The 24,744-nt window shown below is 65.6% G+C and carries 27 protein-coding genes; 14 read left to right on the top strand and 13 right to left on the bottom strand.

What is annotated here, in order from left to right; genetic code table 11:
- Positions 1-22: 22 nt before the first annotated feature.
- A complete protein-coding gene (locus tag AC4BCK_RS13775) occupies positions 23-904 on the bottom strand; it encodes an SGNH/GDSL hydrolase family protein (protein ID WP_490566025.1) in 882 nt (293 codons plus the stop codon).
- A gap of 270 nt (positions 905-1,174) precedes the next feature.
- On the opposite strand from AC4BCK_RS13775, the gene typA reads away from it, so the two are divergent.
- On the top strand, positions 1,175-3,103 hold the full coding sequence (typA, locus tag AC4BCK_RS13770) for a translational GTPase TypA (RefSeq protein ID WP_174176492.1): 1,929 nt from the start codon (positions 1,175-1,177) through the stop codon (positions 3,101-3,103).
- A gap of 122 nt (positions 3,104-3,225) precedes the next feature.
- On the opposite strand, the gene AC4BCK_RS13765 is transcribed toward typA, so the two are convergent.
- A complete protein-coding gene (locus AC4BCK_RS13765; protein WP_400583524.1) occupies positions 3,226-3,465 on the bottom strand; it encodes a putative acetyltransferase in 240 nt (79 codons plus the stop codon).
- A gap of 136 nt (positions 3,466-3,601) precedes the next feature.
- Here AC4BCK_RS13765 and fdxA point away from each other — a divergent pair, with 136 nt between their 5' ends.
- From fdxA to AC4BCK_RS13750, 3 genes are all read left to right on the top strand, one after another.
- Positions 3,602-3,928, top strand: a complete 327-nt coding sequence (fdxA, locus tag AC4BCK_RS13760; RefSeq protein ID WP_026265673.1) for a ferredoxin — start codon at positions 3,602-3,604, stop codon at positions 3,926-3,928.
- 14 nt (positions 3,929-3,942) lie between these two features.
- Entirely contained in the window at positions 3,943-5,091 is a 1,149-nt protein-coding gene (gene dapC, locus AC4BCK_RS13755; protein WP_363938143.1) for a succinyldiaminopimelate transaminase, read from the top strand.
- Positions 5,092-5,318: 227 nt separating this feature from the next.
- A complete protein-coding gene (locus AC4BCK_RS13750) occupies positions 5,319-6,605 on the top strand; it encodes a citrate synthase (RefSeq protein ID WP_363938146.1) in 1,287 nt (428 codons plus the stop codon).
- Positions 6,606-6,687: 82 nt separating this feature from the next.
- On the opposite strand, the gene galE is transcribed toward AC4BCK_RS13750, so the two are convergent.
- Positions 6,688-7,701, bottom strand: coding sequence for a UDP-glucose 4-epimerase GalE (gene galE, locus AC4BCK_RS13745; RefSeq protein WP_174176487.1), 1,014 nt, complete (start codon positions 7,699-7,701; stop codon positions 6,688-6,690).
- A gap of 155 nt (positions 7,702-7,856) precedes the next feature.
- Here galE and AC4BCK_RS13740 point away from each other — a divergent pair, with 155 nt between their 5' ends.
- Positions 7,857-8,459, top strand: a complete 603-nt coding sequence (locus tag AC4BCK_RS13740) for a TetR/AcrR family transcriptional regulator (protein ID WP_400592604.1) — start codon at positions 7,857-7,859, stop codon at positions 8,457-8,459.
- A 98-nt stretch (positions 8,460-8,557) separates the two neighbouring features.
- On the top strand, positions 8,558-9,169 hold the full coding sequence (locus tag AC4BCK_RS13735; protein WP_174176483.1) for a hypothetical protein: 612 nt from the start codon (positions 8,558-8,560) through the stop codon (positions 9,167-9,169).
- Positions 9,170-9,197: 28 nt separating this feature from the next.
- Here AC4BCK_RS13735 and AC4BCK_RS13730 read toward each other — a convergent pair whose 3' ends face one another.
- Both AC4BCK_RS13730 and dapD read right to left on the bottom strand, forming a co-directional pair.
- The gene (locus tag AC4BCK_RS13730; RefSeq protein WP_251421064.1) at positions 9,198-10,055 is read right to left on the bottom strand and encodes a transglycosylase SLT domain-containing protein; all 858 of its coding nucleotides are present in this window, start codon (positions 10,053-10,055) and stop codon (positions 9,198-9,200) included.
- A gap of 7 nt (positions 10,056-10,062) precedes the next feature.
- Positions 10,063-11,085, bottom strand: a complete 1,023-nt coding sequence (dapD, locus tag AC4BCK_RS13725; RefSeq protein WP_174176479.1) for a 2,3,4,5-tetrahydropyridine-2,6-dicarboxylate N-succinyltransferase — start codon at positions 11,083-11,085, stop codon at positions 10,063-10,065.
- Between the two features lie 50 nt (positions 11,086-11,135).
- Between dapD and dapE the strand changes: the two genes are divergently transcribed.
- Positions 11,136-12,272 (top strand): succinyl-diaminopimelate desuccinylase, encoded by a 1,137-nt coding sequence (gene dapE, locus AC4BCK_RS13720; RefSeq protein WP_174176477.1) that lies wholly within the window; start codon positions 11,136-11,138, stop codon positions 12,270-12,272.
- 59 nt (positions 12,273-12,331) lie between these two features.
- On the opposite strand, the gene AC4BCK_RS13715 is transcribed toward dapE, so the two are convergent.
- The 4 genes from AC4BCK_RS13715 to AC4BCK_RS13700 all read right to left on the bottom strand — a co-directional run bounded on the left by AC4BCK_RS13715 (position 12,332) and on the right by AC4BCK_RS13700 (position 15,614).
- On the bottom strand, positions 12,332-13,171 hold the full coding sequence (locus tag AC4BCK_RS13715; protein ID WP_174176475.1) for an amino acid ABC transporter permease: 840 nt from the start codon (positions 13,169-13,171) through the stop codon (positions 12,332-12,334).
- Positions 13,168-13,818 carry an amino acid ABC transporter permease gene (locus AC4BCK_RS13710; RefSeq protein ID WP_066277535.1) on the bottom strand — a complete coding sequence of 217 codons (651 nt, stop codon included), beginning with the start codon at positions 13,816-13,818 and terminating at the stop codon, positions 13,168-13,170. Before AC4BCK_RS13710 ends, AC4BCK_RS13715 begins: the two co-directional genes overlap by 4 nt.
- An 85-nt stretch (positions 13,819-13,903) precedes the next feature.
- Positions 13,904-14,791 carry a glutamate ABC transporter substrate-binding protein gene (locus tag AC4BCK_RS13705; protein WP_174176474.1) on the bottom strand — a complete coding sequence of 296 codons (888 nt, stop codon included), beginning with the start codon at positions 14,789-14,791 and terminating at the stop codon, positions 13,904-13,906.
- A 67-nt stretch (positions 14,792-14,858) separates the two neighbouring features.
- Positions 14,859-15,614: an amino acid ABC transporter ATP-binding protein gene (locus tag AC4BCK_RS13700; RefSeq protein ID WP_174176472.1), complete on the bottom strand. Its 756-nt coding sequence runs from the start codon at positions 15,612-15,614 to the stop codon at positions 14,859-14,861.
- Positions 15,615-15,718: 104 nt separating this feature from the next.
- Here AC4BCK_RS13700 and AC4BCK_RS13695 point away from each other — a divergent pair, with 104 nt between their 5' ends.
- From AC4BCK_RS13695 to AC4BCK_RS13680, 4 genes are all read left to right on the top strand, one after another.
- Positions 15,719-16,501 carry an LOG family protein gene (locus AC4BCK_RS13695; RefSeq protein WP_104185063.1) on the top strand — a complete coding sequence of 261 codons (783 nt, stop codon included), beginning with the start codon at positions 15,719-15,721 and terminating at the stop codon, positions 16,499-16,501.
- 59 nt (positions 16,502-16,560) lie between these two features.
- A complete protein-coding gene (locus tag AC4BCK_RS13690; protein ID WP_310111259.1) occupies positions 16,561-16,941 on the top strand; it encodes a DivIVA domain-containing protein in 381 nt (126 codons plus the stop codon).
- On the top strand, positions 16,938-18,203 hold the full coding sequence (locus tag AC4BCK_RS13685) for a hypothetical protein (protein ID WP_397425192.1): 1,266 nt from the start codon (positions 16,938-16,940) through the stop codon (positions 18,201-18,203). The genes AC4BCK_RS13690 and AC4BCK_RS13685 overlap by 4 nt, the downstream gene beginning before the upstream one ends.
- Before the next feature lie 233 nt (positions 18,204-18,436).
- Positions 18,437-18,604: a DUF3117 domain-containing protein gene (locus tag AC4BCK_RS13680; protein WP_009357720.1), complete on the top strand. Its 168-nt coding sequence runs from the start codon at positions 18,437-18,439 to the stop codon at positions 18,602-18,604.
- A gap of 55 nt (positions 18,605-18,659) precedes the next feature.
- Here AC4BCK_RS13680 and AC4BCK_RS13675 read toward each other — a convergent pair whose 3' ends face one another.
- Positions 18,660-19,292, bottom strand: a complete 633-nt coding sequence (locus AC4BCK_RS13675; RefSeq protein ID WP_251421072.1) for an O-methyltransferase — start codon at positions 19,290-19,292, stop codon at positions 18,660-18,662.
- Positions 19,293-19,517: 225 nt separating this feature from the next.
- Here AC4BCK_RS13675 and sigE point away from each other — a divergent pair, with 225 nt between their 5' ends.
- From sigE to AC4BCK_RS13660, 3 genes are all read left to right on the top strand, one after another.
- Positions 19,518-20,132: an RNA polymerase sigma factor SigE gene (gene sigE / locus AC4BCK_RS13670; RefSeq protein WP_066277510.1), complete on the top strand. Its 615-nt coding sequence runs from the start codon at positions 19,518-19,520 to the stop codon at positions 20,130-20,132.
- 7 nt (positions 20,133-20,139) lie between these two features.
- Entirely contained in the window at positions 20,140-21,036 is an 897-nt protein-coding gene (locus AC4BCK_RS13665) for an anti-sigma factor (protein WP_310111253.1), read from the top strand.
- 69 nt (positions 21,037-21,105) lie between these two features.
- Positions 21,106-21,513: a twin-arginine translocase TatA/TatE family subunit gene (locus tag AC4BCK_RS13660; protein WP_251421076.1), complete on the top strand. Its 408-nt coding sequence runs from the start codon at positions 21,106-21,108 to the stop codon at positions 21,511-21,513.
- Positions 21,514-21,573: 60 nt separating this feature from the next.
- On the opposite strand, the gene AC4BCK_RS13655 is transcribed toward AC4BCK_RS13660, so the two are convergent.
- The 3 genes from AC4BCK_RS13655 to AC4BCK_RS13645 are packed head-to-tail and all read right to left on the bottom strand — an operon-like array spanning position 21,574 to position 24,684.
- The gene (locus tag AC4BCK_RS13655; protein WP_363955363.1) at positions 21,574-22,716 is read right to left on the bottom strand and encodes an Mrp/NBP35 family ATP-binding protein; all 1,143 of its coding nucleotides are present in this window, start codon (positions 22,714-22,716) and stop codon (positions 21,574-21,576) included.
- On the bottom strand, positions 22,716-23,417 hold the full coding sequence (locus AC4BCK_RS13650; RefSeq protein WP_174176464.1) for a DUF1003 domain-containing protein: 702 nt from the start codon (positions 23,415-23,417) through the stop codon (positions 22,716-22,718). Before AC4BCK_RS13650 ends, AC4BCK_RS13655 begins: the two co-directional genes overlap by 1 nt.
- Positions 23,401-24,684, bottom strand: coding sequence for a magnesium transporter MgtE N-terminal domain-containing protein (locus AC4BCK_RS13645; RefSeq protein ID WP_066277496.1), 1,284 nt, complete (start codon positions 24,682-24,684; stop codon positions 23,401-23,403). Before AC4BCK_RS13645 ends, AC4BCK_RS13650 begins: the two co-directional genes overlap by 17 nt.
- Between the last annotated feature and the right edge of the window lie 60 nt (positions 24,685-24,744).

The following is a 24,744-nucleotide window of genomic DNA, read 5'->3' as shown; positions in this document are numbered from 1 at the left end:
CCCGGCTCCAGCCGTCTGCGCTTCAGTCCTGGCCCGGGCCGTCGTCCCGGGTGCCGGAGGCCCGCAGCGGCTGCTGGTCCGCCGTCGGCTTCCGGTCCAGGCCCAGGTCCCGGAGGCGGCCCTCGAGGAGGACTCCCAATTCTTGGCGTCCCGCAGGGTTCATGTGCACTGTATCCGCGAGGTCTTTGGCCAGGCCGTACCGGGTCAACCAGTCACCCACGGATACGAAGGGGAGGGCATGGGACGCTGCCACCGACCCCAACAGGGCATCGACTTCGGTCCGCCGGCCGCCGCCGTGGGCTTCCCCGCGGGCAAGCGTTCCGATCATCGCCATGGGCGTGCCGGGGTAGCGCTCCCGCAGCTCCGCGATCAGGCGTTCGGCATTGGCGGTTATCTGCCTGTCACTCGCTGCACCGGCGGCGTCATTGCCGCCGCCCTGGATGACAATGAGCGCCGGCGTTCCCGATGGCAGCAGCCAGTCGCCGCGCAGCAGGGCATCAATATAGTTGCCTGTTGCACCGTTCGAGGAGACAAAGCCGGTCCCGCCCCGGCCGCAGAAGTACACGTTGTAGCCCGCGGCAGCCAGGCCCAGCCGCGGCCAGCCGTCAACGGGTTCCGACTGTGAATCACCGATCAGCAGGACCGTCCTGCTGACCTCCGGGACAACGGCCTCGAGCCGCCCGTTGGCCGGGTTCAGGACGCGTGAACCGGCAGTTGCGGCTGCAGGATTCCCGGCTGCCCCTTGGGATCCCGCCGCAGCCGCTGCCGCAACTGGACGGCCAGGATTCCCCGGGTCCGCGGCGGGCAGGCCGCAGCCGGAGAGGCTTGCGGACAAGGCAACAGCCGCAGCGACGCCGGACACGGCACAACGGGTCCAGGCCTTGGCGGCCGGGGATTTTCGCATCTGGTGTCTTTCGGGCTTGCACGGTCTGTCAGAGCAATCATGTTGCATGCCGTCCTGGATGGCCAGTGATTTTGCCCACAATTTTCCGTGGCGGGGCAGGGCCGGGGCCACGCAGTGCCCGCACGCCGCCGGAGAATTTAGGCCAATAAATGGCACTGGCGCTAGAATGGAGGAAGGCGCCCTGTGCTAAGGGCCTGATCCGTCGTGCGTTCCGGTTGGAAATGTCGCGATACAACAGCTGACTTTCACCACTGAATCGAGCCATTACGCATGTCTGAAACCACCACCAACACCGCGGTCGCCACTGCATCACGCAGTGACCTCCGCAACGTCGCGATTGTGGCCCACGTTGACCACGGCAAGACCACCCTGGTCGACGCCATGCTCAAGCAGACCAACTCCTTTGCCGAGCACAACCACCTTGAAGACCGCGTGATGGACTCCGGTGACCTGGAGCGCGAAAAGGGCATCACCATTCTGGCCAAGAACACCACCGTGGCCTACAACGGACCGTCCTCCAACGGCGAGACCATCACCATCAACGTCATCGACACCCCCGGCCACGCCGACTTCGGCGGCGAGGTGGAGCGCGGCCTGTCCATGGTTGACGGCGTCGTCCTCCTCGTTGACGCTTCCGAAGGCCCGCTGCCCCAGACCCGCTTCGTGCTGCGCAAGGCCCTTGCCGCGCACCTGCCAGTCATCCTGCTGGTCAACAAGACCGACCGTCCCGACGCCCGCATCGAGGAAGTCGTCCACGAGTCCATGGACCTCCTCCTGGGCCTTGCCTCGGACCTGGCTGACGAGGTTCCGGACCTGGACCTGGACAAGATCCTTGAGGTTCCCGTTGTCTACGCGGCCGCCAAGGTTGGCCGCGCTTCCCTCGACCAGCCCGCTGACGGCACCGCTCCGGAGAACGAAGACCTGGAGCCGCTGTTCAAGACCATCATCGAGCACATCCCGGCACCCACCTACAACCCGGAGGGTGTGCTGCAGGCACACGTCACCAACCTGGACGCTTCCCCGTTCCTGGGCCGCCTTGCCCTGCTGCGCATCTACAACGGCACCCTGCGCAAGGGCCAGACCGTTGCCTGGGCACGCGCCAACGGTGAGCTCAAGAACGTGAAGATCACCGAACTCCTGGCCACCAAGGCCCTGGACCGCGTTCCCGCGGAGTCTGCAGGCCCGGGTGAGATCGTCGCCGTCGCCGGCATCGAGGACATCACCATCGGTGAGACCCTCACCGACGCCGAGAACCCGCAGCCGCTGCCGCTGATCACCGTGGACGATCCCGCCATCTCCATGACCATCGGTATCAACACCTCGCCGCTGGCCGGCAAGGTCAAGGGTGCCAAGGTCACGGCACGCCAGGTGAAGGACCGCCTGGACAAGGAACTGATCGGTAACGTCTCCATCAAGGTTCTCCCCACCGAGCGTCCCGACGCCTGGGAAGTCCAGGGCCGTGGCGAGCTGGCACTGGCCATCCTGGTGGAGCAGATGCGCCGTGAAGGCTTCGAACTGACCGTCGGCAAGCCGCAGGTTGTCACCAAGACCATCGACGGCAAGATCCACGAGCCGATGGAGCACATGACCATCGACGTCCCCGAGGAGTACCTCGGTGCAGTGACCCAGCTGATGGCAGCCCGCAAGGGCCGCATGACCAACATGGCCAACCACGGTACCGGCTGGTGCCGGATGGAATTCATCGTCCCCGCCCGTGGCCTGATCGGCTTCCGCACCAAGTTCCTCACGGACACCCGCGGCGCCGGCATCGCAGCGTCCATCTCCGAGGGCTACGAGCCGTGGGCCGGCCCCATCGAGTACCGCACCAACGGCTCGATGATCGCTGACCGCGCCGGTGTTGTCACGCCGTTCGCCATGATCAACCTGCAGGAGCGCGGCTCGTTCTTCGTGAAGCCCACCTCCGAGGTTTACGAAGGCATGATCGTGGGCGAGAACTCCCGCGCCGACGACATGGACGTCAACATCACCAAGGAAAAGAAGCTCACCAACATGCGTGCAGCCTCCTCTGACACCTTCGAGAACCTGACGCCGCCGCGCGACCTGACCCTTGAAGAGTCCCTCGAATTCGCCCGCGAGGACGAGTGCGTGGAAGTGACCCCGGAAGCCATCCGCATCCGCAAGGTCATCCTGGACACCAACGAGCGCGCCAAGGCCAACCGCGCCCGCGCCAAGGTCTAGTCACCGGAGCACAAGACTGAAACAGCCGGTACGGCGGTGGGGATTCCCGCCGCCGTACCGGCTTTTCTTTGTCTGAGGGGGAGGCCCCGCCTGCGCAGCCACCCCGCCGCGGTGGCCCGCCTCTACCGTGCGTGCCGGCGCCTCAGGGGCGCCGGCGGGACTTCCTTGGCGGCCACTACCTCTGACAGCTGGATAACGACGTCGGCCTTCCGGGTCCTGATGGTGCACGCACCGCCGTTGCACGCCACCAGGTGGCCCAATGCGTCGGTCAGGCCGCCCTCGATGCGGTAGCGCACCACCACCCGCATTCCGGGTGTTGCGCCCGAGAGGAACCCGGCGGGGGTAGGAACAGGCTGACTCACCAGTTCATACTAGGGTGTCCGGCTAGGTTCGCGGGAACGGGCTGGGAGATAATAGGCTCAGATGTCAAGGGTCCGGCCGCAGCGCCGGATGCAAGTGCCGGCGGGTTGCCGGAACCAACGTGGAGAGGCCAGGGACGTGACGTACGTAATCGCGCAGCCGTGTGTAGATGTCAAGGACAAGGCATGTATTGAGGAGTGCCCGGTCGACTGCATCTATGAGGGTGAGCGTTCGCTGTACATCCATCCGGACGAGTGTGTGGACTGCGGTGCCTGTGAACCGGTGTGCCCTGTTGAAGCCATTTACTACGAGGATGACACCCCGGAGGAATGGGCGGACTATTACAAGGCCAATGTCGAGTTCTTCGACGACCTCGGCTCGCCGGGTGGAGCAGCGAAGGTCGGCAACACGGGCAAGGACCACCCGATGATCGCCGCACTGCCGCCGCAGAACCAAGACCACTGACGCGGGAAGATACCGTGACCCCAGCAGCGAGGACGTTCGGCCTGGACCTGCCTGACTACCCGTGGGAAGCCATGGCGCCGTACGCCGCCAAGGCAGCGGAGCACCCCGGCGGGGCCGTCAATCTTTCCATCGGGACCCCGGTGGATCCTACGCCGGCCCTGATCCAGGACGCGCTCAAGGCCGCGGCGGACGCCCCAGGCTACCCCACCGTGCACGGCACACCGGCCCTGCGTGAAGCCATCGCCGGGTGGTTTGAACGGCGCCGCGGCGTGGCAGGGCTCGATCCCCGCAACGTCATGCCCACCGTGGGCTCCAAAGAACTGGTGGCCTGGCTGCCGCTCCTGCTGGGACTCAAGCCGGGAGACGTCGTCGTCCGCCCCAAGGTCGCCTACCCCACCTACGACATCGGCGCCACCTTTGCCGGCGTGACGTCCGTGGCCACGGACAACCTGGACGAACTGGATGAAGCCACCCGTGCGCGCGTCCGGCTGATCTGGGTTAATTCCCCGGGAAACCCCACCGGCAGCGTACGCGGAATCGACTCCCTGAAGGCCGTGGTGCAGCAGGCAAGGGAACTGGGTGCCGTGGTGGCCTCCGACGAGTGCTACGCAGAACTTGGCTGGGGTGACTGGGATGTCCAGCGCGGCGGACAGGCTGTTCCCAGCATCCTTGATCCGCGTGTAGCCGGCGGATCCCATCAGGGCCTGCTGGCTGTCTATTCCCTGAGCAAGCAGTCCAACGTGGCGGGCTACCGGGCAGCGTTCGTGGCCGGCGACCCTGGCCTCATGCCCAACCTGGTGAACAGCCGCAAGCACGCGGGCATGATCGTGCCCTATCCGGTGCAGGAGGCCATGCGCGTGGCGCTCGGCGACGACGCCCACGTGGAAGCGCAGAAGGACCTGTACCGGGGGCGGCGCGAGCGGCTCGTCCCGGCGCTGCTGGACTTCGGCCTCGAGATCAAGGATTCCGACGCCGGGCTGTACCTGTGGTCCACCGCCGGGGAAAGCACCTGGGACACGGTGGGGCGGCTGGCGGAACGCGGCATCGTGGTGGGCCCCGGGGTTTTCTACGGCGAGGCCGGCAACGGATACATCCGCGTGGCGCTGACCGGAACGGACGAGCGCATCGACGCCGCAGTGTCCCGGCTCGTTGCGGCGCCGTAACAATACTGTGACTCGCGCCACAACGGCCCGGTTTTAGGGGCTTCCGGACCGTCTCGGATTAGTGGCACCCGCCAAGGGGCGGTACTTTTTAAGTGACTATCAATGGTGGCTTTCTACAAGAAGGCAGCCCGGGTGTTGGAACCTGTGTTCTCAGGCTTCGTGCGCGGCTCACCTGATGTTGGATCAAGCTTTCGACAGAGGCCCAGAAGCCTCATGAAGGGGACTCCATGACTGAGACCAACAATGCGGCCACCCTGCACCACGCAGGAGGCGAGCTCAAGCTGCCGCGCATCCAGGTTGTTGAAGGAAACGAGGGCTACGACGTTTCCAAACTGCTGAAGCAGACGGGCGCAGTCACCTTTGACCCCGGCTTCATGAACACGGCAGCCACGACTTCTGCTATCACCTACATCGACGGCGATGCTGGCATCCTGCGCTACCGCGGGTACCCCATCGAGCAGCTGGCCCAGCACTCCAGCTTCCTCGAGGTGTCCTACCTTTTGATCTACGGCAACCTGCCCAGCCCCACGGAGCTGGAGGAGTTCGACCAGAAGATCCGCCGCCACACCCTGCTGCATGAGGAGCTCAAGGGCTTCTTCAGCGGTTTCCCCCGGGACGCGCACCCCATGCCCGTGCTGTCCTCGGCAGTGTCCGCGCTGTCCACGTTCTACCAGGACTCGCTGGACCCGTTCAACGCCGAACAGGTGGAAGTTTCCACCATCCGCCTGATGGCCAAGATGCCGGTTATCGCGGCGTACGCGCACAAGAAGTCCATCGGCCAGCCCATGCTGTACCCGGACAACTCCCACAACCTCGTGGAAAACTTCATGCGCCTGAGCTTCGGCCTGCCGGCTGAGCAGTACGAGGTGGACCCGGTCATTGCCAAGGCGCTGGACCTGCTGCTGATCCTGCACGCGGACCACGAGCAGAACTGTTCAACGTCCACCGTGCGCCTGGTGGGCTCGTCCAACGCCAATCTGTTCGCTTCGGTGTCCGCCGGCATCAACGCGCTCTTCGGTCCCGCCCACGGCGGTGCCAACGAGGCAGTCCTCAAGATGCTCCGCCAGATCCAGGCCGACGGCACGAAGCCCGAGGACTACATGGAGAAGGTCAAGAACAAGGAAGACGGCGTCCGCCTCATGGGCTTCGGGCACCGCGTCTACAAGAACTACGATCCGCGCGCGAAGATCGTCAAGGCCACGGCCCACGAAATCCTCAGCAAGCTCGGCGGCAACGACGAACTGCTGGAGATCGCCCTGCGCCTGGAAGAGAAGGCGCTCAACGATGACTACTTCATCCAGCGCAAGCTCTACCCGAACGTGGACTTCTACACCGGCCTGATCTACAAGGCCATGGGCTTCCCGGAGAAGATGTTCACGGTACTGTTCGCCATCGGCCGCCTCCCCGGCTGGATCGCCCAGTGGCGGGAAATGATCAGCGACCCGAACACCAAGATCGGACGCCCGCGCCAGCTGTACATCGGCGAGCCGGAGCGGGACTACCCGGTCCGCTAACTCCCCGGATCAATACCTGCAATGACGACGGCGGCCGCCCACCTTCCAAAGGTGGGCGGCCGCTTTGTTGTTGCAGAGAAGGCTAGTTGCTGTAGCCCTGCGGGTTGTTCTTCTGCCAGCGCCAGTGGTCCTCGCACATCTGGTCCACGGTTTTGGTGGTGGACCAGCTGAGGTCCGCCAGCGCAGAGGTGGCGTCGGCCCAGAAGGCGGGGAGGTCACCCGCGCGGCGGCCGGTGATCTCGTAGGGGATCGGCTGCCCGACTGCCTTTTCGAAGGAGCGGAGCACCTCCAGGACGGAGGAGCCCTTGCCGGAGCCCAGGTTCCAGCGGAAGACGCCGGTGCGGTCCGCAACGTAGTTCAGCGCGGCCACGTGGCCTTCGGCGAGGTCCACAACGTGGATGTAGTCCCGCAGGCAGGTGCCGTCCGGGGTGTCGTAGTCCCCGCCGAAAACCATCAGCTTCTCGCGGCGGCCAACGGCCACCTGGGCGATGAAGGGCACAAGGTTGTTCGGGATGCCCTGGGGGTCCTCGCCGATCCGGCCGGAGGGGTGGGCGCCGACAGGGTTGAAGTAGCGCAGCAGGGCTATGTGCCAGCGGGTGTCCGCGGCGCCCAGGTCAGAGAGGATGTCCTCGATCTGCTCCTTGGTGCGGCCGTAGGGGTTGTTGGCCCCGATTTCCATCTTCTCCACATAGGGGATGGGGTTGTGCTCGCCGTAGACGGTGGCCGAGGAACTGAAGACAATGGACCGGACGTCGTGGCGGTCCATGACCCGGATGAGGTTCAGGGTCCCCACCAGGTTGTTGTGGTAGTACTTGAGCGGCTCCCGGACGGATTCGCCAACGGCCTTCAGCCCGGCAAAGTGGATCACCGCGTCAATGGGGCTGGCGGCGAACACACGCTCGACGGCGGCCTCATCCACCAGGTCGACGTGGTGGAACTCCGCGGTCCTGCCGCTGAGCTCGGCAACCCGCCGGAGGGATTCCTCGCTGGAGTTGACCAGGTTGTCGATGACCACCACATCATGGCCGGCTTCCTGCAGGGATAAAACAGTGTGGGAACCAATGTAGCCGGTGCCCCCGGTGACCAGAATTTTCATGCCTCTAACGCTATCCCACGGACACCTGCTGCCGCCGCCGCGTTCCGGATGCCGGGCAGCGCCGCGCACGTACCGCTGAGGGGCGACAGGAGGCCGCGGGCACGGCACGGCACGGCGACCGTCCCAAGGGAGCACATCCGTGCTAAATAGGAGGAGTGCCAAAAATCGTAGATGCCGAAGCCCGGCGCCAGGACGTTGTTGAAGCAGTTCTCCGCATCATCGCCGGAGACGGGCTGGAACGGGCCTCCCTCAGGGAAACGGCGGACGAAGCAGGGCTGGCTGTGGGTTCTGTCCGCCACTATTTCGCGGGCAGTGAGGAATTGCTGGCATTCGCCTTTGCCTCGGTGGTGGACCGCATCGTGCGCCGCCTGGAAGCATCCCTTCCTGGCGTGCACGCGGCGGATCCCGGCACCCCTGAGCACCGCGCGGCGATATTAACCCTCCTGTGCGGACTCCTGCCCCTTGACGGGCCACGGGCGCTTGAGGTGTGTGCCTGGATGGCGTTCCGTAACGCCGCGAGGGTCCGCCCGTTCCTCGCCGCCGAAGCGGACCGGAGCCACCGGGAGGTAGCCGTCATCGTGGGCAGCGTCATCCGTGCCCTGCGGCCGGAGGACCAGCCGACGGAAAGCCTGGTGGTTGAAGCCGAGCGGCTTCTCGCCACCCTGGACGGTCTGTGCATGCACTCCCTGCTGCAGCCCGGATGGATGACCCGGGAAATGTGCGTGGACGTCCTGGAGCAGCACCTCGACGGGATGTGATGACTGCCACTAACGTGGGCATCAGGAGGAATAGACTGGGAGCCGGGGGAGCTACCGGACTACCCTCTTGGCAAGGGCGCGCGACGGAAGGACGTCGGATGTATCAGACAAGCGGAACCAGGTGGCAAATCACCGCGGACACGTCGGGGCCAATGATGATAGCCCTGTTCGTCCGGGATACTGCGGGGCTCGACGGCGCAGGTCACCCCGCGCTGTCCCACGCAGCGCCCAAGGTACGCCGTGCCGATCATTCACACTTGACCGCGGACGTTGGTGGCCTGAGTGCCCTCAAGACAGAGTGGGAGGCATGGTGGGAGCAGCTGCTCAAGGCCCATCCCCAGACGTCTCCCGAGTTGTCGCCGCCGGACTTTGAAGCTTTTGGAAACTCTCCCGCCCTGCAGCGCGTGCTCCAGGCCCACTTCGGTTCCGCCCTTACCTGGGCACGGGAGCGCAGGAGCGAATACGCGGAAATTGAGGCGGAGCGTGCCGCCAGCGGAGCGGACCAGCTTCTTGAGGACATGGTGGACGACAGGCTGATGGAGGTTGGCCGCGATTCCCGTGACTTCAAGCTGACCATCATTGAGCTTCCCCTGAATGAACAGCGGGCCTGGTACCTGGAACCGGACAAGATCATCATGAGCAACCGCCTGATGGCCGAGCCTGAGCTGTTCCGCAGCTACGTCCAGCCGGTGGTCGAAATCCTCGTGTAGGGACCCGCGGTGCTCTTCCAGCAGCCGTTCAGCTGCCGGCCCCCTCCGCCGCCACCGTGATCCGGACCTGTCCGTCCGTGGCCGCCGAAGCCTGCCACCCGTCCCGCGCCTCCCGGTTCCAGCTCCGGCCGGCGACGTCCACCTGCAGGACCTCGAAGCCCTTGGCGTTGGCAACAGCCCATTGCGCCACGGACCAGGCCTGGCTGCCGGCGGCCTCCACCACCAGCGTTTCACCTTCAACAGCCGTCCCCAGCGGCCCGTAGGCCTGATTGAGTTCCGCGGACAACGCGGCGGTATCCCCGCCCGCGCCGGCAGCCCGCAGGGTGCACCGGACGGCCTCGGGCGTCTGGCCGGTCAGCCCGGAGGCGAAGGTCCGTCCCATTTCCTCGTGCTGGGCATAGGCGGTGGGGTAGGCGGAGCGCTGGACGCGCTGGGCGGCGTCCGTGATCTCCAGTGACTCGTAGCCCGGGATCTTGACCAGGGCGTCGTAGAAGGCGTTCGCGGCGTAGTAGGGATCCATGATCTGTGCCTCGGTTCCCCATCCCTGGGAAGGGCGCTGCTGGAACAGTCCGCGCGAATCCGGGCCGGCCTTGTCGCCGTGGTCGATGTTCCGGAGCTTGGACTCCTGCATGGCGGTGGCCAGGGCAATGCTGGCAGCACGCGGTGGAAGCCCGCGCTGCACCGCCACGGCAGTGATCAGTGAAGCGTTGACGGCCTGGTCCGGGGCGAGTTCCGAGGTTCGCTCGCCAATAACGGCCCTGCAGCGCTCCGACACGAGCGTTTCGGAGCGCTGCAGGAAAAACACGGCCGAATAGACGCCGCCTGCCACCAGTGCCAGGGCCAGCACCAGTACTGCGAGGCGGCGCAGTCCGCGTCTTCGTGCCATGGAATGATCAGTTGGCGTGGAGGGCGTCGTTCAGCTCCACGGTCTGTCCCTGGCGGGGGAGGACCTCCACAGCGCCCGTGGTGGAGTTGCGGCGGAACAGCAGGTTGGGCACACCGGACAGCTCGGCTGCCTTGACGATCTTAGTGGTGTCCTCGCCCACCTCGTCCTTGGGCCCGGGCACCCGCACCCGGGTTCCGGCCGTGACGTACAGGCCGGCTTCCACCACGGAATCGTCGCCGATGCTGATGCCAACACCGGAGTTTGCCCCCAGCAGCACCCGCTCGCCGATGGTGATCTTTTCCTTGCCGCCGCCGGACAGCGTGCCCATGATGGAGGCGCCGCCGCCCACGTCACTGCCGTCGCCGGTCACGACGCCCGCTGAAATGCGGCCCTCCACCATCGACGTACCCAGGGTTCCGGCGTTGAAGTTCACAAACCCTTCGTGCATCACGGTGGTTCCTTCGGCCAGGTGCGCACCCAGCCGCACCCGGTCGGCGTCGGCAATCCTTACACCGGAAGGCACAACATAGTCCACCATGCGCGGGAACTTATCGATGCCGTAGACGGTGACGGCACCGCGGCGCCGCAGCCGCGCACGGGTGAGTTCAAAGCCTTCCACGGCGGCGGGGCCGAAGTTGGTCCACACAACGTTGGGCAGCTTGCCGAAGATGCCGTCAAGGTTGATGGTGTTGGGCCGGACAAGGCGGTGCGAAAGGAGGTGCAGGCGCAGGTACGCATCGGCGGTATCGGCCGGGGCTTCATCGAGGTGGATCTGGACAAAAACCACCTTCTGCTCGGTACCGCGGTCCTGGTCCGCCCCATTCTCGGCGATGCTTCTCAGCGACTCGTCCGCGTTCTCGACGGAACGGAGGCTCTCGGCGGCAACACCAAGCGCCGGAGCGGGAAACCAGACATCCAGGACGCTGGCGTCGGCGGTGGAAACGGTGGCCACGCCGAAGCCGTAGGCGGAGCGGTGGTCTGTGGATGCCTGCGAGGTTTCGGGCACGGCAGAAGAAGCAGTCTCAGTCATGCCCCCAGTCTATCGACGGGCGGGGACAGGGTCCGAACTAGACTGGCTTCGTGACTGCCGAAACCACACCCCAGCCTTCCACCCTGCTACTCGACCTTCGCCAGGATGTTGCCCTCCTGACCGCCGCCATCATGGACATCAACAGCGTGTCCGGAAACGAAAAGGAACTTGCCGACGCCGTTGAAGCGGCCCTCCTGGCAGTTCCCCAGCTCAGCGTGGTCCGGGACGGCGATTCAATCATCGCCCGCACCGAACTGGGCCATCCGGAACGCGTCATCCTGGCCGGGCACCTCGACACGGTGCCGCTGCCCCTGGCAGCGGATGCGAAAGGGACCGTTCCCTCCAGCTGGGAATCGGGTGTTCCGGGGGAGGGGATCCTCTACGGCCGCGGGGCCACCGACATGAAGGGCGGCGTCGCGGTGCAGCTTGCCCTGGCGGCCACCATGTTTGACGACGGTGCCTCGCCGAAACGGGACATCACCTTTGTGTTCTACGACCACGAGGAAGTGGAAGCCGTCAAAAGCGGCCTGGGCCGCCTGGTCCGCAACCACGGCCACCTGCTCCACGGTGACTTCGCCATCCTGCTGGAACCGACGGACGGCACGGTGGAGGGCGGCTGCAACGGCACCAGCAGGTTCGAAGTAACCACGGTGGGGGAGGCAGCCCACTCCGCACGCGCGTGGATGGGCAGCAACGCCATCCACGCCGCAGCTCCGGTCCTGGCCAGGCTGGCCGGCTACCAACCGCAGACCATCACTGTGGACGGACTCGAGTACCGCGAGAGCCTCAATGCCGTGAAGATCAACGGCGGGACCGCCGGCAACGTGATTCCGGACCGGTGCGTGGTGGAAATCAACTACCGTTTTGCGCCGGACAAAAACCCCGACCAGGCCGAGGCCGTAGTGCGGGAGCTGCTGGAGGGCTTCGAGGTGGTCCGCACCGATGCTGCCGCCGGTGCCAGGCCCGGCCTGCACCACCCGGCCGCCGCCTCCTTCGTCGCCGCAGTCGGCGCCGAGCCCAAGCCAAAATACGGCTGGACCGACGTCGCACGCTTCAGTGAACTGGGCATACCGGCGGTGAACTTCGGGCCGGGTGATGCCCTGCTGGCACACAAGGACAACGAACATGTGCACGCAGACGCCATCCGCACCTGCCTGGCGGCCCTGCGGACGTGGCTGGCAACCTGAACCTAAAAAACGATGGCCCGGACCACAAGGTCCGGGCCATCGTCGTTAAGCGAGAACTATCAGGGAACGGCTGCTTCGGCGGCTTCGGGTTCGGCCTTGGCCACGCCGCCGGCCGCCTTCTTGGACCCGCGACGCTCGATCCATACCGCGATCCTCGAAACGAGGATGTTGATCGCGATGTAGATGGCTGCCGCCACGAAGAAGATCGGGAACAGGAACTGGGTTCCCAGGAAGTCAGCCATCACCTGCACGGCGCGCAGTAGCTCGCCGTACGCCACGATGTAGCCGAGCGAGGTGTCCTTGAGGAGCACCACCATCTGCGCCACCAGGGACGGCATCATGCGCCGGATCGCCTGCGGCAGCTCGATCAGCATGCGCGACTTGAAGCTGGTGAGGCCGATCGCAAGCCCGGCCTCGCGCTGGCCCTTGGGCAGCGACTGGATGCCGGCGCGGATGATCTCTGCAAACACTGCCGAGTTGTACAGCACCAGGCCGGTGACAACAGCAATGAAGGGCGAGGTGCCGAAGCCGAGCAGGACGAACAGCATCATGAGGACTACCGGCATGCCGCGGAGGAACTCCAGCACCACGCGGGTGGGGATCCGGATGAAGGCGGCATCGGAGATGCGGAGCAGGCAGAGCAGCAGGCCCAAGGGGAACGCGATGACAGCCGCGAGGGCTGCCGCGCTGAGGGTTGCGCCCAGGCCGTTGCCCAGGAGCGTCCACACATCGGCCCGGGTGAAGATCTGCCAGCGGCGCCCTTCGAAGATGCCCTGCTGCGCGAACGTCATGATGATCCAGGCCAGCAGGCCCAGGATCAGCAGCGAACCCACGATGGATCCGATCAGGGAGATGCGCCGGGCCTTGGGGCCTGGAACGTCGTAGAGGACTGAGCTCATCGGGCAATCGCCACCTTTCGTTCCACCGTACTGGCCAGGATGCCCAGCGGAACGGTGAGGAGCAGATAGAAGAACGCAACGCCGAGCAGCACGGGGATGACGGCGTCACCGTTGGCGTTTGCCAGCTGGCGGCCGTAACCGAACAGTTCGAGGACAAAGAACGCGCCGGCAACCGAGGAGTTCTTGACCAGGGCGATCAGGATATTGATGAGCGGCGGGACCACCGTCCGCAGGGCCTGGGGCAGGATGATGAGGTTCAGGACCTGCCCGAAGTTCATGCCGATGCTGCGGGCAGCTTCAGCCTGGCCCACCGGGACGCTGTTGACACCTGAGCGGACAGCTTCGGCGATGAACGCTGCGGTGTAGGTACTCAAGGCAATGATGGCGGCGACTTCGAACTGCTCGAATTTGACGCCGAGCCGGGGAAGGACAATAGCCGCGAAGAAGAAGGCGATGGTCAGGGGAGTGTTCCGGAGGACCTCCACGTAGACCGTGCTGAAGCCGCGGAGCGCTGCCACCGGGGAGACCCTGGCTGCCGCGAGCAGTGTGCCGAGTACCAGCGCGATGACGCCGGAAACGGCGGAGAGGAAAAGTGTGCGGAGAAAACCGTTCCAGTACAGGGGAAGGTTTTCAAGAATGACGTCCATAGGATCCTTCGGATGTGGGCGTGGACGGGAGCGGAGAGGCCGGTTGCCGGGGCCACGGAGCAGCCCCGGCAACCACTGAGGTTACTTAGTAACGGTCAATCTCGGGCAGCTCCGGGGCAGTCTTGATGACTGAGCCCGCAGTGGCTTCCCAGGCCTTCTTGTAGGACCCGTCTTCTTCGAAGGATTCCAGCTGGTCGTTGATCCAGTTGCGGAACTCGGTGTCGTCCTTCTTCAGGCCGATGCCGTAGGGCTCCTTGGTGAACGTCTCGTCGGAGGCGAGCTTGAAGGCGTCCGGTTCCTTGTCCACGAAGCCGGCCAGGATCACGTTGTCCGTGGTGACGGCTTCCACCTGCTTGTTGCGCAGCGGCTCAAGGCAGGCCGAGTAGGTTGCGGCCGGAACGAGTTCCGCGCCGTACTGGTCCACGATGGTGGCTGCGGGGGTGGAACCCGTCACGGAGCAGACCTTCTTGCCCTTGACGTCCTCGGGGGTCTTGATGGTGTCGTTGTCCTTGTTGACCATCAGCGCCTGGCCGGCCTCGTAGTACGGGCCCGCGAAGCTGACAACCTGCTTGCGCTTGTCATTGATGGTGTAGGTGGCGATGACCAGGTCAACCTTGCCCTGTTCGATGAACGGCTCGCGGTTGGCAGACACGGTCTCGGACCACTCGATCTTGTCAGCGGGGATGCCCAGCTTCGCGGCGATCAGCTTGCCGATTTCGACATCGAATCCAACCGGCTTGCCGTCGAGGCCCACCTGTCCGAAGAGCGGCTGGTCGTACTTGGTGCCGATCTTGATGGTGCCGGCCGAGGCGAGCTTTTCCATGGTGGTGCCGGCAGCGAACGTGGGCTCTGCAGCAACCGAGGGATCGCCCCCGGCATCGGTGCCGCCACCGCCGCAGGCGCTCAGGGACAGGGCGAGGGCGGCTGTAGCCGCCACGAAGAATGACTTCCGCCGGGTCATAAATGCCTTCATGACATTCCTTTCATTGAGGCCGTGGGTCACGGCCTGGGTGCGAACTTGGAGTATTGGTTCGGGTGGATCAGTGGGTGAGGAGCTTGGAGAGGAAGTCCTTGGCGCGGTCGCTCTTCGGGTTGGTGAAGAACTCCTCCGGGGTGGCGTCCTCGACGATCTGGCCGTCCGCCATGAAGACGACGCGGTCCGCGGCCTTGCGGGCGAAGCCCATCTCGTGGGTGACCACGATCATGGTCATGCCCTCCTTGGCCAGCTGGATCATGACGTCCAGGACCTCGTTGATCATTTCCGGGTCGAGCGCCGAGGTGGGCTCGTCGAAAAGCATGACCTTGGGCTTCATGGCCAGCGCGCGGGCGATCGCGACGCGCTGCTGCTGGCCGCCGGACAGCTGTGCCGGGAGCTTCGGGGCCTGATGCCCCACGCCAACGCGTTCAAGGAGCGCCATTGCGTCCTTGTCCGCTGTTGCTTTGGGGACGCCCTTGACCTTGATGGGCCCAAGGGTCACGTTTTCGAGGATGGTTTTGTGGGCGAAGAGGTTGAACGACTGGAAGACCATTCCGACGTCGGCACGCAGCTGCGCCAGCTCCTTGCCTTCCTCGGGGAGGACCTTGCCATCGATGCTGATGGTCCCGCCTTCGATGGTTTCCAGGCGGTTGATGGCGCGGCAAAGGGTGGACTTACCGGAGCCCGAAGGCCCGATGACCACAACAACCTCGCCCTTGCGGACCTGGAGGTTGATGTCCTTCAGAACGTGCAGCTGGCCGTAATGCTTGTTTACGGCGTTCAGGGAGACGAGGGCATCGCCGGGCACATGAGTAGTCATAGGAAGAATCTAGCGAACAACACCGGCTTATGACGCTAATCACCCCATGTTCCTGCGGATCGTGATTCAAGAGATACCTCCCGCGGGCAGGTTAGCCTAGGGGAATGAGCATCAGTGCAGATCCGGCAAGAAATTCCCAGCCACGCCGCAAGGGGCCCCTTGAGCTGCGCCGCAAACAGGCGGCCGTGGAGATGTCGGACCAGCATCTGCTCGACACCAAGGGCCCCGGGCAGTTCGTCCACACGGATCCCTGGCGGGTCCTGCGCATCCAGAGCGAGTTCGTGGAAGGGTTCGGTGCCCTGGCGGATATCGGGAAAGCCGTGAGCGTCTTCGGTTCAGCACGCACCAAGCCCGGCAGCCCCTACTACGAGATGGGCGTGGAAGTGGGGCGGAAACTGGCGGAGGCCGGCGTCGCCGTCATCACCGGCGGCGGTCCCGGCTCCATGGAGGCTGCCAACCGCGGCACCGTGGAAGGCAACGGTGTATCCGTGGGCCTGGGGATCGAGCTGCCGTTCGAACAGGGCCTGAACCAGTGGGTGGACCTGGGCATCAACTTCCGGTACTTCTTCGCCCGCAAGACCATGTTCGTCAAGTACGCCCAGGGGTTCATCGTCCTGCCCGGCGGGCTGGGAACACTCGACGAGCTGTTCGAGGCCATGGTGCTGGTCCAGACGCGCAAGGTCACATCGTTCCCGATCGTCCTCCTCGGCGTCGATTTCTGGGGCCCGATGATCGAGTGGATCAGGGGCACGCTGGTTGCCGAAGGCATGGTGTCCGAGAAGGACCTGGACCTGATCCAGGTGGTTGACGATCCCGCCGAAGCCGTGGACCGAGTGCTCCACGGGGCCGTTACGCCCTCCTTCAAGGGAGAGCAGCGGCCGGAGTAGCCGGTCCCGCCCCGGGTGTCCGGACTGGCAGCAGCCGCCCGGTCTGGCACGATGGAACGGTGAGTTTCTTTCTGGTTTTCCTGGCCATCGGGTTGGTCGGGGCGGTGTTCTGGGTCGGCCTCGGGCGGCGTGCGAGCAGGACAGGCAACGGTCCGTTGCCTGTCCTGCTCGACGGCGGCTTCGAGCAGCCGCCTGCCAACCTTCCCCCTGTCCTGCTGCCGGCCCAGGCCGCACCGGAGGATGTGGACCGTGTGCGGTTCTCCCTTGGCCTCCGCGGCTACAGGATGGACCAGGTGGACCAGGTCCTGGATGACTTGCGGGACCAGCTCGCCTCCAAACAGGACGAGATTGACGGCTTGCGGGCTGAGCTGCTGGCCCTGCAGGAAGCCCGCGCCACGGAACCCGGCGGGACCGCGCCGCCTGCAAAGAACACGCCGTGAGTACAGAGGCGCGGCGCCGCGCAGGCCTGCTCCCGTCGCTCCAAGGGCTGGCGGGGCAGGCGGGAACAGCACTCCGGGGCTGGCCGTGGTGGCTTCAGGTCACCGCCATCTACCTGGCCGCCCGCCTTGTCAGCGCCGGAATCTTCATGGCCGCTGCGCTCCACCAGGGCCCCAATCCCTGGTTTCCGGCGAAGCCTGACTACTGGAATTTCATCAACATCTGGGACGCGCGCTGGTACGCCCAGGTGATTGCCGGGGGTTACCCCTCCGTGCTGCCGACTGACGCCGCGGGCAACGTGCAGGAAAACACGTGGGCCTTCTATCCGTTGTTTCCCGCGTTGGCCGGGGGGCTCAGCGGACTCACCGGCATGGCTCCCGCGGCGGCCCTGACGCTCATCGCCATGCTTGCGGGCTGGGGAGCGGCGCTGGTTGTCTACGTTCTGTTCCGGCACAAGGCCTCCCACGCCCCGGCGCTGTGGGGCGTAACGTTCTTCGCCACCTTCCCCGTGGCTGCTGTCCTGCAGGTGCCGTACGCCGAACCGCTGTCCCTGCTGCTCCTCGCGGCAGCGTTGCTGCTGGTGGTCCGCAGGCAGTACCTCTGGGCAATACCCGTGGTGGTGCTCCTGTGCCTGTCCCGGCCGGTAGGTGTTCCCTTTGCGGCCATGCTGGGGCTGCTCCTCCTGCACCGCCTGTGGGCGCGGTTCCGCAACGCGGCCTCCGGCGCCGGGACGCGGGAAGGACCCCATTCCAACCGTGACCTCGCGGCCCTTGCCGTCCTCACCGGCGTCGGAGGCGCGATGGCGCTTGCCTGGCCCGCGGCGGCGTGGGCGGCAACCGGGGACATCCAGGCTTACACAAAAACCGAAACAGTATGGCGCGGCCATGACCTGGTGCCGTTCAAGCCCTGGTTCGACACCGGCATCAACCTTTTCGGGCCGGTGCTGGGAGTGCTGGCGCCCTTCATTTTCGTGGCCCTCTTCGCCGCCATGCTCTTCCTTCCCCCCGTCCGGCAGATCGGCGTCGAACTCCGCCTGTGGTGTGCCTGCTACATGGCGTACCTGGTGGCGTTCCTGCACCCGCAGACCAGTACGTTCCGCATGCTGCTGCCGCTGTTTCCGCTGGCGCTGGCAGCTGCACTGGCCTCCAGGTCGCGTGCTTACCGGGGGACGGTTGTCCTCATGTTCCTGCTGCTGCAGATTGTCTGGATTGTGTGGCTGTGGGCCTGGGCGCAATTGCCCGGCGGCGGGGATTATCCGCCCTAGTCTTTGGGGCCTTCGTGCAGGTCAGGGCTGAAATACCACCACGCGGTAAATGTCCATCGATTAGCTACGTGCGGGTAATTCCGCGATAATAGTAAGTAAGCAAGGACAAAAAGCATTCAGAATACGCGCAGCCCGGGCGGTGTCCAACCACTCCGCCGTGGCAGCTTGATCTACATGCGGACACAGCCCGCCCGGGCTGATCAGTCCTGGGACTAAATGGAGGGGAATTCCTCATGGCGGCTATGAAACCACGCACCGGCGACGGCCCAATGGAAGTCACCAAGGAGGGCCGCAGCCTGATCATGCGCGTCCCGCTCGAAGGCGGCGGGCGACTGGTGGTCGAGCTGAACGCTGCTGAGGCAGCCAACCTCAAGGAATGCCTGGTCGGCGTTACCGAATAATCGTGAAAAGGCAGGGCCCGCAGCAGCAGCTGCGGGCCCTGCCTTTTTCGGCGGCCTACTTCTTGACTGCCACCAGCAGGCCGTCGCCGGTGGGAAGCATGGCCGAAGCCAGCCTGTCGTCGTCGCGTATGGCTTTGCCCACCTGGCGCAGGACTACGGTGGTGGTCTCGCGGCTGGCGGGGTTGGCCACCTTGTCCTTGTCGAGTGCGTCGTTCACGATCAGCAGCCCTGCGGGCTTCAGCAGACGGATGGCCTGTTCCACGTATCCGGGCAGCCCGGGCTTGTCGGCGTCAATGAACACCAGGTCGTAGGCGCGGTCCGTCAGCCGCGGGAGGACGTCGCCTGCCCTTCCGGAAATGGTCCGGGTGCGGTTGGCGGGGCTGCCGGCCTCGGAGAATGCCTCGCGCGCGGCGCGGAGGTGTTCGACGTCGACGTCGATGGTGGTGAGGACGGACTGGGGGCCGAGGCCGCGGAGCAGGCACACACCTGAAACTCCCGCTCCGGTCCCGATCTCGACGGCGGTCTGGGCTTTGGATGCGGCAGCCAGCACGGTGAGGACTGCTCCCACTCCCGGGCCAATGGGCGTCACACCGAGCTCGAAGGAGCGCTCCCTGGCCCGAAGCATGACCTCATCCTCAGCAGGAAGATCTTCTGCATAGGACCAGCTGGTGGACTTGTCGGCGCTCATGGGTTTCGCTTTCTGGGCGGCAGGGAATGTCCTTTACAGCCTACTGTGTCCCGTGGCAACGGCAGGGGAGGCAGGCGGTTGCGCCTATGGCTGAACTTTTCCACAATCAGGAAATTCCCAGACAAGTTTGAAATGATTAATATCCGCTCATCCAAAAGGTGACCGGCGCCGAATCAGAGATGTCAACAGTATCCGGGCGTTAGTATTCCACGAGGGGAGTGGACGATGTCATCTTCAGTTGTGGCACCTGTCCCTGCAACAAACCATCCTGAGGCTGAGTGGGTGCGTCCCACCTGGGAAGAAGTGGTCACCAACCACTCTGCGAAGGTTTACCGGCTTGCCTACCGCCTGACGGGCAACAAGTACGACGCCGAGGACCTCACCCAGGAGGTGTTTGTCCGCGTCTTCCGCTCGCTGGAGAACTTCAAGCCGGGCACGCTGGACGGCTGGCTGCACCGGATCACCACGAACCTCTTCCTGGACCAGGCGCGGCGCAAAACCCGGATCAGGTTCGATGCCCTCGCCGAGGATGCCGAGTCGCGGCTTCCCGGCCGCGAACCGGGTCCGGAACAGAGCTTTGAGCTCAACAACCTGGACGTGGACGTGCAGGCTGCGCTGGAGGAACTTCCGCCGGACTTCCGCGCCGCCGTCGTCCTCTGCGACCTCGAAGGCCTGTCCTACGACGAAGTGGCGGAAGCGCTGGGCGTCAAGCTGGGTACTGTCCGCTCACGGATCCACCGCGGACGGACCATGTTGCGGGAGAAGCTGGCGCACCGGGACCCTCGTCCCCAGCAGGCGCGCCGCAAACTGTCCATGCCGCGTATCGCCGGCATCCTCTGAACGGCGCATGAGGTCCCGGACCCCATTCGGACGCAGGCACCAGCGCACCCGCAGCCACCTCCAGTCCTGCCACGAATGCTCTGCAGCGTTGCGGCGGGAACGCCAGTACCTGGAGCGGCTCCGCGATGCCCCCATCCCGCCCGCCAGCGATGACCTGACGGCCCGCCTGCTGGCACGGACGCAGGAACTCGCCGCCGCGCCTCCGGCTCCCACCCAGCGGCCCGCGCCACCGCGCACGGCCGTCCGGATCCTGACACTGGCTGCCGGCGGCAGCACGGCTGCGGTGGCGGTCCTGGCTGCAGGTGCCTTCGCGGCTGCAGGTGACCCGCTGCCCGGGGAGGCCACAGGAAACGCTGCCGCTTTCTCGCAGGTCTCGTCCCGGACGCCGGCGGACGGCAGGCAGCTGAACGCTGAACAGCTCACCCTGCTGCGCTCCGAAGGCTGGGCCTGTCCGGAACTGGAAGCAATGGGCTTCCACCTTGAATCGGCAAAAGCCACGGTGTTCAACGGGCAGCCGGCGGTTGAGCTGAGGCTGACCGACGGGGCACACTACGCCACAGTGACTGAACAGCGGCTCCCCGCACAGGAGGATGACGGCCAGAATCCTGGCGGACAGCCGGGTGCTGCGGACCGGGAAGCCGCAGCAGCCGGCAACAACCTGAGTGTGTGGCAGTCTTCACCATGGTCGGCTACCTACCGGACGCAGGGGCACAGCTTTACCTACGAATCCAACCTGCCGGCGGAGCGGGCCGATGATGCCGTCCCCATCCTGCAGCGCCTGGGCAGCAGGGCCGAAGAAGGTGTTGCCGCCGGAATCCCGCCTTCCGCGGAAGCGGGAGGGGAACCGCTCACGACACGGCTGCAGCGCGGGGCCAACCGCATCGTGGCCTTTTTCGTCCCGTAGCGCAGGCAGTTCTCCCGGGCCCCGGGTTGAAATCGTCACTGGCAGCCCGGAGAGGGTAATCTTCCTAAAGTGTTTGGAATCAACGGCCCGGAGTTCTTTCTTCTGCTGATCATTGGCGTTCTGGTGATCGGCCCCCAGCGGCTGCCCGAATACACCCAGAAGCTGGCGAACCTGGTCAAGGAAGTCCGGCGCATGGCGTCCGGTGCCCGCGAGCAGATCAAGGAAGAAGTGGGCATCGACATCGATGATGTCGACTGGAAGAAATACGATCCCCGGCAGTACGACCCCCGGCGCATCATCAAAGAGGCGCTCCTCGACGACGACTCCAAACCCGTCAGCGCCGGCGGTCCGGCCGCCGTGGCCGCAGTTTCCGGGGCCGCCGCCGTGGCAGCCGACGCCGCGCCCAGGCGGCCGGAACGGGTGCTCCAGTCGCTGCCGCCGGGCGAGGCCGCACCCTTCGACACCGAAGCCACGTAGCGCCTGCCCGCAGCAGTTTCCGGACAGGTGCTCCTGGCTGCACCCGGCCAGGCTTGCGGCTCAGCGAGGCTGAAGCCCCAGTTTCATCCCGGCCAGTCCACGGGGTTTTGCCGCCAGTTGTCCGGCGATACCTGACAGTGCGGCCGCCGCCGGCGTGCCGGCCTGGCCGAGGACGATCGGCACGCCGGTGTCCCCGCCTTCACGCAGCTGGATGTCCAGCGGAATCTGGCCCAGCAGCGGCACTTCTGCCCCCACCGTTGCCGTCAGCCGCCCGGCGAGGACCTGCCCGCCGCCGCTGCCGAACAATTCCATCCTGCCGCCGTCGGGCATTTCCAGGTAGGACATGTTCTCGATGACCCCCGCCACCTTCTGGCCCGTTTGCGTGGCGATGGCCCCGGCGCGCTCGGCGACGTCGGCGGCGGCAGCCTGCGGCGTGGTGACCACCAGGATTTCCGCCTTGGGCAGCAGCTGGGCCACGGAGATCGCGATGTCACCGGTGCCGGGCGGCAGGTCGAGGAACAGGGCGTCGAGGTCGCCAAAATAGACGTCGGTGAGGAACTGTTCCAGCGCGCGGTGCAGCATGGGTCCGCGCCAGGCCACAGGCTGGTTGCCGCTGACGAACATCCCTATGGAGATCACCTTCACCCCGTAGGCGACCGGGGGAAGGATCATGTCGTCCACCCGGGTGGGCTGCTGCGTGATGCCCATCAGGCCCGGGACGGAGAAGCCATAGACATCCGCGTCCACGATGCCGACGCGCAGGCCCTGGGCTGCAAGGGCACAGGCCAAATTGACGGTCACCGAGGACTTCCCGACCCCGCCCTTGCCGCTGGCGACGGCGTAGACCCGGGTCAGGGAACCTGGCTCGTTGAAGGGGATGCCGCGCTGGCCCCCCTTGCCGCGGAGCAGTTCCTTGAGGGCATCGCGCTGTTCCTGGGTCATCACCTTGAGTTCAACGTCGACGGCGGCCACTCCCGGAACTGCCAGCAGCGCGTTCGTGGCATCCGTGGTGATGGTGTCCCGCAGGGGGCAGCCGGAGATGGTGAGCAGGACTGCCAGGCTGGCCCTCCCGGCGTCGTCCACAGCGACAGACTCCACCATGCCCAGTTCGGTGATGGGGCGGCGGAGCTCGGGGTCGATGACCGTGGCCAGGGCAGCGTTGACTGCCTCAGCCAACGCCGTGTTGGCAATGGGTTCGCTCATTAACGGTCCTGGGTGGAATGGCCGGGCTTGACCCGGGGGATCTGCTGGGTGCGGGGGTTCCGTTGCCGGTCGCGCTGTTCCTTGAGTTTTTCCTTGACCTTGTCGCGGGGGGATTCGTGCTGCCCCTGCCCGGAGGGATCGTGGGTCCGGAGCTCCTCCTGGGCCTCCAGCATGTCCTCAAGCAGCGAACGGAGCTCGGCACGGACGTAGTCACGCGTGGCAACCTCGCGCAGCGCAATCCGCAGGGATGCGAGTTCCCGGGTGAGGTACTCGGTGTCGGACAGGTTGCGCTCGGCGCGCTGGCGGTCCTGCTGGAGCGAGACGCGGTCGCGGTCGTCCTGCCGGTTCTGGGCGAGCAGCAGAAGGGGTGCGGCGTAGGAGGCCTGCAGGGACAGCATCAGCGTCAGCAGGGTGAAACCAAGCGCGCGGGAATCGAACTGCCACTCGAGCGGCGCCCAGGTGTTCCACGCCAGCCAGATGACCACGAAGACCGTCATGTAGACCAGGAACTGCGGGGTGCCCATGAAGCGGGCAAAGCCCTCCGTGGCGTGGCCGAAGGCATCGGGATCCGGGGAGAACTTGGGCAGGATCCGCTGGCGGCCGCTCAGGGGTGTGTCCAGGCTGCCTTTGTCGGCCGTCTTCCTGGCGGGCGTCCGCTGGTTCGGATTTTTTGGTGCGCTGCTCTCAGCCAATACGGCCACCCAGCCTTCTTATCGGGGCTTCGCCGTCATGGGCGCGCCAGTCATCCGGCAACAGATGATCCAAAACGTCATCAACAGTCACCGCCCCCACAAGCCGGCCGGCGTCGTTGACCACGGGGAGGGAGTTCAAATTGTAGGTCGCCAGCGTGCGTGCCACTTCGCTGATGTGTGCCTGGTCCGACAGCGGTTCGAGGTTCTTGTCCACCAGGTTGCCGAGCGGTTCGAACGGCGGGAACCGGAGCAGCTGCTGGATGTGGACCACACCCAGGAAGCGGCCGGTCGGCGTCTCCAGCGGCGGCCTGGCGATGAAGATGGAGGAGGCAAGCGCCGGGGAGAGTTCCTCCCGGCGCACGTGGGCCAGCGCCTCGGCAACCGTGGCCTCGGGAGGAAGGATCACCGGCACGGGGGTCATGAGCCCGCCGGCGGTGTCCTCGTCGTACTCCAGCAGCCGCCGGACGTCCTCGGCGCCCTCCGGCTCCATCAGCTGGAGCAGCTCCTCCGCCTGGGCAGAGGGGAGCTCGCCAAGGAGGTCGGCGGCGTCGTCGGGATCCATTTCCTCCAGCACGTCGGCTGCGCGCTGCACGTCAAGGGCGGAGAGGATCTCCACTTGGTCATCTTCCGGGAGCTCCTGGAGGACGTCGGCCAGCCGTTCGTCCTGCAGCTCGCTGGCCACCTCGAAACGGCGTTTGTCGCTCATTTCCTGCAGTGCTTCTGCGAAGTCTGCCGGCTTGAGGTCCTCATGGTTGGCCACGAACTGGGTGGCCGCCTGCGGCTCCGTGCGCGGACCCTGGAGGGCGTCGGCCCAGTCGATGATCAGGGTTTCGTTGCGGCGGAGCCGGCTGAGCGGGGAAAGGGAATGGCCCCGCCGGACAAAGAGCTTGCTGACGAACCAGTCCCGCGAGCGGTGCTGGTCCATGGCGATGTCCTCGATGGTGGCGTCGCCGCTGCCGTCCCGCAGGGTGACGCGGCGGTCGAACATCTCGGCCACCACCAGCGTCTCTGCGCCGCGCTGCTCGAAGCGGCGCAGGTTCACCAGCCCGGTGCAGATGATCTGGGTCTGGTCGATGGAGGTAATGCGCGTCATGGGCACGAAGACGCGCTTCTTGCCGGGAACTTCGACGACGATGCCCACCACGTGCGGTGCGCCCTGCGTTCCCCGGGACAGCACAACAACATCGCGCAGCCGGCCCAGCCGGTCGCCCAGCGGGTCGAAGACGTCGAGGCCCAAAAGGCGCGCCACGAAGACGCGGGTAGGAGTTGTGCTCACTCCTACAGGCTACCGAGTCTGCTCTCTTTTAGCTGAATTTGCAGGCAGCACACATGCTCA

This window comes from Pseudarthrobacter sp. As-47 (assembly GCF_058215595.1).
Note: the sequence above shows the minus strand (reverse complement) of the source record. Positions and strands in the feature narration are given on the sequence as shown.

Coding starts and splice junctions, on each gene's coding strand:
- AC4BCK_RS13775 (WP_490566025.1), bottom strand. CDS start 904: ATGCGAAAATCCCCGGCCGCCAAGGCCTGGACCCGTTGTGCCGTGTCC.
- typA (WP_174176492.1), top strand. CDS start 1,175: ATGTCTGAAACCACCACCAACACCGCGGTCGCCACTGCATCACGCAGT.
- AC4BCK_RS13750 (WP_363938146.1), top strand. CDS start 5,319: ATGACTGAGACCAACAATGCGGCCACCCTGCACCACGCAGGAGGCGAG.
- galE (WP_174176487.1), bottom strand. CDS start 7,701: ATGAAAATTCTGGTCACCGGGGGCACCGGCTACATTGGTTCCCACACT.
- AC4BCK_RS13735 (WP_174176483.1), top strand. CDS start 8,558: ATGTATCAGACAAGCGGAACCAGGTGGCAAATCACCGCGGACACGTCG.
- AC4BCK_RS13730 (WP_251421064.1), bottom strand. CDS start 10,055: ATGGCACGAAGACGCGGACTGCGCCGCCTCGCAGTACTGGTGCTGGCC.
- dapD (WP_174176479.1), bottom strand. CDS start 11,085: ATGACTGAGACTGCTTCTTCTGCCGTGCCCGAAACCTCGCAGGCATCC.
- AC4BCK_RS13715 (WP_174176475.1), bottom strand. CDS start 13,171: ATGAGCTCAGTCCTCTACGACGTTCCAGGCCCCAAGGCCCGGCGCATC.
- AC4BCK_RS13710 (WP_066277535.1), bottom strand. CDS start 13,818: ATGGACGTCATTCTTGAAAACCTTCCCCTGTACTGGAACGGTTTTCTC.
- AC4BCK_RS13705 (WP_174176474.1), bottom strand. CDS start 14,791: ATGAAGGCATTTATGACCCGGCGGAAGTCATTCTTCGTGGCGGCTACA.
- AC4BCK_RS13700 (WP_174176472.1), bottom strand. CDS start 15,614: ATGACTACTCATGTGCCCGGCGATGCCCTCGTCTCCCTGAACGCCGTA.
- AC4BCK_RS13695 (WP_104185063.1), top strand. CDS start 15,719: ATGAGCATCAGTGCAGATCCGGCAAGAAATTCCCAGCCACGCCGCAAG.
- AC4BCK_RS13680 (WP_009357720.1), top strand. CDS start 18,437: ATGGCGGCTATGAAACCACGCACCGGCGACGGCCCAATGGAAGTCACC.
- AC4BCK_RS13675 (WP_251421072.1), bottom strand. CDS start 19,292: ATGAGCGCCGACAAGTCCACCAGCTGGTCCTATGCAGAAGATCTTCCT.
- sigE (WP_066277510.1), top strand. CDS start 19,518: ATGTCATCTTCAGTTGTGGCACCTGTCCCTGCAACAAACCATCCTGAG.
- AC4BCK_RS13665 (WP_310111253.1), top strand. CDS start 20,140: ATGAGGTCCCGGACCCCATTCGGACGCAGGCACCAGCGCACCCGCAGC.
- AC4BCK_RS13655 (WP_363955363.1), bottom strand. CDS start 22,716: ATGAGCGAACCCATTGCCAACACGGCGTTGGCTGAGGCAGTCAACGCT.